The 3,554-nt window shown below is 62.1% G+C and carries 6 protein-coding genes and 2 pseudogenes; all 8 read left to right on the top strand.

Translation table 11 applies throughout. The features are described 5' to 3' along the window. Positions 1-238 precede the first annotated feature (238 nt). On the top strand, positions 239-511 hold the full coding sequence (locus P3W97_RS01015; RefSeq protein WP_300843114.1) for a DUF1778 domain-containing protein: 273 nt from the start codon (positions 239-241) through the stop codon (positions 509-511). Further along, positions 508-1,002: pseudogene (locus P3W97_RS01020) on the top strand (GNAT family N-acetyltransferase). The gene P3W97_RS01015 and the pseudogene P3W97_RS01020 overlap by 4 nt, the downstream one beginning before the upstream one ends. Continuing rightward, positions 999-1,280 (top strand): hypothetical protein, encoded by a 282-nt coding sequence (locus tag P3W97_RS01025; protein WP_300843115.1) that lies wholly within the window; start codon positions 999-1,001, stop codon positions 1,278-1,280. The pseudogene P3W97_RS01020 and the gene P3W97_RS01025 overlap by 4 nt, the downstream one beginning before the upstream one ends. A gap of 35 nt (positions 1,281-1,315) precedes the next feature. Continuing rightward, positions 1,316-1,495 carry a hypothetical protein gene (locus P3W97_RS01030; RefSeq protein ID WP_300843116.1) on the top strand — a complete coding sequence of 60 codons (180 nt, stop codon included), beginning with the start codon at positions 1,316-1,318 and terminating at the stop codon, positions 1,493-1,495. 50 nt (positions 1,496-1,545) lie between these two features. Then, positions 1,546-1,686: a hypothetical protein gene (locus tag P3W97_RS01035; protein WP_300843117.1), complete on the top strand. Its 141-nt coding sequence runs from the start codon at positions 1,546-1,548 to the stop codon at positions 1,684-1,686. A gap of 400 nt (positions 1,687-2,086) precedes the next feature. Next, a pseudogene (locus tag P3W97_RS01040) lies at positions 2,087-2,260 on the top strand (WYL domain-containing protein); the annotation flags it as partial. A gap of 81 nt (positions 2,261-2,341) precedes the next feature. Further along, positions 2,342-2,548: a hypothetical protein gene (locus tag P3W97_RS01045; protein ID WP_300843118.1), complete on the top strand. Its 207-nt coding sequence runs from the start codon at positions 2,342-2,344 to the stop codon at positions 2,546-2,548. Positions 2,549-2,580: 32 nt separating this feature from the next. Then, positions 2,581-3,554: DEAD/DEAH box helicase (locus P3W97_RS01050; protein WP_367184575.1), on the top strand; the 974-nt coding region annotated here is incomplete at its 3' end.

Genomic DNA, 3,554 nt, shown 5'->3' on the forward strand with positions numbered 1-3,554 from the left:
GCCCGCCATCTGAACAGCAGTCCGTCCGCAAGTCTCCAGTCCCGGATTTGGATCATTTGGCCGTTTCCGTGGACATTCGTCCGAACTAGAACAACCCCGGAGAGCAGGTTTTGAAGCGCCGCACTGGCTACCAGTCGGCACCCGCACCTGCGGTATGGATCGTGCCACGTATTGATAACGGCTACACGGTGCGCCACAGTTCGCGTATCTGTTGTGTATGCATGAATAGGAGAAACCAATGCGTAACGCCGCCATCAATCTGCGGGCCTTGCCCGAACAGCGCGATCTGATCGATCACGCGGCGAGCCTGCTTGGCAAGACCCGCTCGGACTTCATGCTCGAAGCGGCCTGCGACCGCGCGCAGTCCGTGGTGCTTGATCAGGTCTTTTTCAGCCTGGACGCCGACAAGTTCAAGCAGTTCACTGCGATGCTTGACGCACCTCCCGCCCCCAACCCCGGGCTTGAACGTCTCATGGCCGTCAAGGTACCCTGGGGTACCGGTGCGGCATGAGCTTGCAACTGAGCGCACCGATTCCGCTCGCCGCCACCCACATCCTGGACGATTTCGCTTGCGGTGAAGCCAGTCTCGATGAATAGCTCAAGCGCCGGGCACTGACCCACCAATTGAGCGGCGCCAGCCGCACCTTCGTCGTCACCAATCAGGAAGGGCGTGTCTACGGCTACTACGCGATGGCCGCAGGTGCGGTGTCACATCAGGCGGTAACCAGCAGCGTGCGACGCAACATGCCCGATCCCGTACCCGTGATGGTTTTGGCCCGGCTGGCCGTCGACCGTCGGGCGCAAGGCATCAAGCTTGGAGCATCCCTGCTGCAGGACGCAGTCGGTCGAGCGGTGGGCGTTTCGCAGAACGCCGGTGTTCGGGCGCTGCTCGTCCGCGCTCTCCACGACCGCGCCAAGCAGTTCTACGAGCACTACGGCTTCCAGGGGTCACCGCAGCATCCGATGACGCTGATGCTGCGCTTGAACACCGTCAAGGCTTGAAAGAGGTCGGTCAGCATGAACATCCACAAGATACGCACGGAGGCAGAGTACCGGGCCGCCTCAAGGAAGCCTCCGCGCTCGTGGATTCAGACCCTGCTCTGGAAACGCCAGAGGGGAAGCGGCTGAACGCCCTGGTTGAACTCGTGCAGGCTTACGAAGCCACGTATGTGCCTGTCGATGGCGCCCTTGCTGATCGCATCCGCTCCATCGTCGCAGGCGTCCAAGTCGATCTTGACAGGCCTCTGCCGCCCGAGCTTGGCCACGCGGGCATGCCCTGAACATCAACTTGGCTTCTGCGGTGAACAGTGTTGTCATGGAGTCATCTGTTCAGGAGAAAAAGACGCACTGCCCCGTGATGACCGAAAAGCACCTCGCCGACCGCTGGCAGGTCAGTCTCAAGACGCTGCGGCGCTGGCGGCTCGATGGAGAAGAACCGGTCTGGCACAAGCTGTTCCGCCACCCGAGCGCCATCGCAAACGGGTGCCGCACCTGATGCTGGTGGGCAACCTCCGGTTTTCGCTGCCAGCGATCCCAGAATGGGAGATGACCAACAGCGTGGTGGGCAGCGCCACTACAGCCGCCGTCGAGGAAGTTGAGAGCCCGGCAAATCCTTCGGAGCCAGCCAAACGCTGGCACGAAATCGTCAAGGAGCAGGACGCTGCGCGGTTCGATTCCGCCCAGTAGCCTGAACAGATGTCCCTGCTTTTGGCCAAAAGTCCACCGTTTCGGCCATTTGTCCCTGGAGGGTGGAGTCCCACCATAAAGAAAACGCTGATCCACGGCCCTGCGGAAATCAGCAGGTAGATTGTAGTGATGAAGGGCAAAAAGGGGGGGCGCTCAGGGCCCCTCGCTGCACCTCGACACGCTCGCCGCCCACCCCGACGGGAACGGTCCGGTGGGCACCGGCGACGGCAAACTCGACCCTCCCGCTGCGCTCCTCAGGCAGCCGTTGGCATGGAGTCGCGGCCTACATCTCCATTTCATCGTCATTTTGCGCTGCACGTCGGCGTGTTTTGCGACTGCTTCACGCTCGTTTTGGATATGCGTATGCTCCCGCAAAAGCTACGGAAACCGACACACGAACATGTCCAGCGACCGACTCCCGGAGATGACTCAAGCGCAACGCGACCGGCTTGCGTTCGTTGAGCTGCGCCTGCGGTTCGTTGGCGAGATCCGCCGCCAGGACCTGGTCGCCCGCTTCGACATCCAGGTGGCAGATGCGACGCGCGACATCGCGCAGTACAAGGAGCTGGCGCCGCCCTACTGCGGCCTTGGCGACGAGCGATGACGAATTTGGTCTGCATCGCCCTCAACCCCCGCGCTCGAAAGGAGCCCTACCATGGCTAAGCCCTCTACCGACCACGGCAAGCAATGGACGCCAGCCGACGTCACGCAGCTCGAGCAGTTCGCGAAGAAGAACACACCTACGCACGTCATCGGCCTGAAGATGGGCCGCACCGAAGATTCCGTGCGTGCCAAGGCCGGCGAGAGCAGCGTCTCCCTTAAGCCCACCAACCAGTCGCCATACAAACGGCGCAAGCCCTGATCCATCGGGACCGGAACGACAAGAGGCGCACCGTGCTAAAGCTTGAACAGATCCAGAAAAACGCAGCCATCTCGGGCCTGGAGCCCGGGCAGGTGGTGCGCATCGTCACCACCGAACTGGTCGGTGACAACGCCCTGACCGTCTACTACAAGACCGCCGACGGCAAGCTGCTGGAGCGAATGCTGTTTCGCACCGACGAAGCCAAGCTGTCGCTGGCTGAGTCAGGGCGCCCCTGGGCCTTCGATGCGCCGGGCGAGGCGTTCAAACTCGCGGCCGAGGCCTACCGGATCAACCTGGCCCACCTCTTCGATCCGATGATGGCGGTGCACACGTCGAACGTGGAGCCGCTTCCGCACCAGATCACGGCCGTCTACGAGTCAATGCTGCCGCGCCAGCCGCTGCGCTACGTGCTGGCAGACGACCCCGGCGCCGGCAAGACCATCATGGCCGGCCTGTTCATCCGTGAACTGCTGATGCGCGCCGATGCCAAGCGCGTGCTGATCGTCGCCCCCGGCAGCCTGATCGAGCAGTGGCAGGACGAAATGTTCGAGAAATTCGGCCTGACGTTCTCGCTATTCTCGCGCGAGCAAGTCGAGCAGTCCCGCAGCGGCAATCCCTTCGACGACATCGACCTGCTTATCGCTCGCCTTGACCAGCTCGCCCGAGCTGTGGACTTGCATGATAAGTTGCGCCTGTCGCACTGGGACCTGGTGGTCGTCGACGAAGCGCACAAGCTGTCGGCCAGCTACTTCGGCAACAAAATCAACAAGACCAAGCGCTTCCAGCTCGGCGAGCTGCTGGGATCGATCACGCGGCACTTCCTGTTGATGACCGCCACGCCGCACAACGGCAAGGAAGAAGACTTCCAGCTCTTCATGTCGCTGCTGGACGCCGATCGCTTCTACGGCAAGTTTCGCGACGGCGTGCACAAGGTCGATGTCTCCGATCTGATGCGCCGCATGGTCAAAGAGGACCTGCTCAAGTTCGACGGCACCCCGCTGTTCCC

Origin of the sequence: Tepidimonas sp., assembly GCF_029335975.1 — a bacterium.
In the GTDB taxonomy this organism is placed as follows: domain Bacteria; phylum Pseudomonadota; class Gammaproteobacteria; order Burkholderiales; family Burkholderiaceae_C; genus Tepidimonas.

Bases quoted from the DNA above. Each gene is read 5' to 3' on its own strand.
- P3W97_RS01045 (WP_300843118.1), top strand. From the start codon at position 2,342: ATGGCTAAGCCCTCTACCGACCACGGCAAGCAATGGACGCCAGCCGAC.
- P3W97_RS01030 (WP_300843116.1), top strand. From the start codon at position 1,316: ATGGAGTCATCTGTTCAGGAGAAAAAGACGCACTGCCCCGTGATGACC.
- P3W97_RS01015 (WP_300843114.1), top strand. From the start codon at position 239: ATGCGTAACGCCGCCATCAATCTGCGGGCCTTGCCCGAACAGCGCGAT.
- P3W97_RS01035 (WP_300843117.1), top strand. From the start codon at position 1,546: ATGACCAACAGCGTGGTGGGCAGCGCCACTACAGCCGCCGTCGAGGAA.